General features: G+C 40.1%; 2 protein-coding genes. One reads left to right on the forward strand and one right to left on the reverse strand.

Features of this window, described 5'->3' with window-relative positions:
* On the reverse strand, positions 1–521 hold a 521-nt coding region (locus tag J6U00_RS04190; protein WP_296579311.1), incomplete at its 3' end, for an amidohydrolase family protein.
* Between the two features lie 240 nt (positions 522–761).
* On the opposite strand from J6U00_RS04190, the gene J6U00_RS04195 reads away from it, so the two are divergent.
* Positions 762–2,009 carry an adenosylhomocysteinase gene (locus J6U00_RS04195; RefSeq protein WP_296579314.1) on the forward strand — a complete coding sequence of 416 codons (1,248 nt, stop codon included), beginning with the start codon at positions 762–764 and terminating at the stop codon, positions 2,007–2,009.
* Positions 2,010–2,519: the final 510 nt, after the last annotated feature.

Raw genomic sequence — 2,519 nt, forward strand, 5'->3', positions numbered from 1 at the left:
AGTATGAACTTGATCGTATCACTTTCGTATGCGTCCTTCTCGCGGAGTGCCTCACCGAGACGTCCGGCACCGTCACCATTGAGATCGCTTCCGACAAGGCCGCGCCCAATAAATGCTCTCATTCCGGCTTCCTTAGCAGCTTTACAAGACTGTCCCTCAAACATATGCATATCAGAGAAACAAGTAGTACCGCTCTCGATCATTTCGATCATTCCGAGCATATTAGTCCAGTAGGCATCCTCTTTTTCTATTACATCTTCAACCGGCATAATACGTTTGAAGAGCCATTCGTCAAAACTGACATCATCAGCATAATTCCTGAACATCGTCATATACGCATGAGTATGCATATTGATAAGTCCTGGCATTATAAGCCTGTCTTTCGCATCTATTACTTCAAACTCATCAGAGTCCGCACTGAAAGCTATTTTACCGTCAATAACATAAATATCCTTTTTTGAAGTCCTGAACACACCGTTTTCGTATTCAGCCACATATCCGTTTATTATTTTTTTATCCATAATGCACTCTCCCTAGTTTGAAAATCCAAAAATGATTATAGCATATATAGCAATACAAATCAAGTATTCAAAAATGGAGATAAGGAACGAGCAATAAAATATCTCGTGAGATTGGCTATGAAGCATCAAGTATAGAAAAAAGCTATAGATTGTTCAAATCAAAAAATATCACTCGTATTATTGCATTCAACAATGATTTATGATAAAATAAATCTATCACACCCGAAAGGAAGAAAGAATATGAGTATAATAAGAGATCCTGCTCTCTGGGAGAGCGGAGAAAGAAAGATACAGTGGGTAAAGCAGAATATGCCTCTCCTCAGAAGTATTGAAGCAGATTTCCTAAAAGAAAAGCCATTTGCCGGTCTGAAGATAGCCCTCTCGATTCATCTTGAAGCCAAGACTGCTTACCTCTGCAAAGTACTTGCAGCTGGCGGAGCTGAGATGTACATAACAGGAAGCAATCCCCTATCAACACAGGATGATGTAGCTGCTGGTCTCGTTCACAGCGGTCTCAACGTTTTTGCATGGCATGGTGCAACACCAGAGGAATACCATGCTCACCTTACAGAAGTCATTTCAATTGGTCCAAATATCATCATCGACGACGGCGGTGACCTTGTTAACATGATACATACTGAGTATCCTGAGCTTATTCCTAATGTAATAGGAGGCTGCGAAGAGACCACTACAGGAATCATCCGCCTTATAGCAATGAACAAGGCTGGAAAACTTAAATTTCCGATGGCACTTGTCAACAACGCTGACTGCAAACATCTCTTTGATAACCGCTATGGAACAGGTCAGTCAGTATGGGATGGAATCAACAGAACTACTAATCTCATCGTTGCAGGTAAGTATGTTGTAGTTGCCGGATATGGCTGGTGCGGAAAGGGCGTTGCTATGCGTGCAAAGGGCCTTGGCGCAAAAGTTATCGTTACTGAGATAGATCCTATAAAGGCTATGGAAGCAGTTATGGATGGATTCACGGTAATGAAGATGGAAGAAGCTGCAAAGATCGGTGATTTCTTTGTTACTGTAACTGGATGCAAGGATGTTATCACTGAGAATTCATTCCTTAACATGAAGGACGGAGCTATCCTCTGCAACGCAGGACACTTTGACTGCGAAGTAAGTGTTGCATGGCTGAAAGCCAATTCCACAGAACAGTGGGAAGCTCGCAACAACATTCAGGGATACAAGCTCGCTAACGGAAACAGCGTATATGTTATCGGTGAAGGCAGACTCGTTAACCTCGCTGCAGGTGACGGACATCCAGCAGAGATCATGGATATGTCATTCGCTATTCAGGCTCTCACTGCAGCATATCTCGCAAAGAACAGGAATAATCTCACAGAGAACCTCATTCAGGTTCCGCGTGAAGTAGATATTGAAGTTGCAGAACGTAAACTCCGTTTCTGGGGGATCGAAATAGACAAGCTCTCTCCGGAACAGGAGGAATACCTGAACAGCTGGCAGGCTGAATAAGCATTATGAAATGGCGGTTTTTACTGCCATTTCTTTTTTTACAAATGGTTGATTTTTATATTGATTTTTCAGCTTCAACTAATGCTTTCAGAGTAAATGCAACACACATATATTCATTGTATTATTGCACATTGTTGTTATTATTACTTTCAAACTAAATGCACCCCTTCACTTTTCAATAACTAACAAGAAAATGATATATTACTTGAAATAATACGTTTTATGTGGTAGAATCTAAAAAGATATTACATCATTCATCTCAAGTTATGAATAATCCTTTTTTTATCCATATCACGGCAGAATACCCCCACTTCTAAGTGAAGCGAAAGTGGGGGATGAATGCCGTATTTCTTACTAAAACTATTGATAATCAGTAAAATATATACTATAATAAATGCATAGGAAATATCCTAAATCTGAAAGAAAGGAGAAAAGCTATGTATCTTACGGTAAAGCAAAAAGTAAAGCATCTGTCAAAGGAAGAATACAGCATTTTGAGAGAATTGTGTC

It is taken from the genome of Ruminococcus sp., from assembly GCF_017650195.1.
GTDB lineage: Bacteria > Bacillota > Clostridia > Oscillospirales > Ruminococcaceae > Ruminococcus.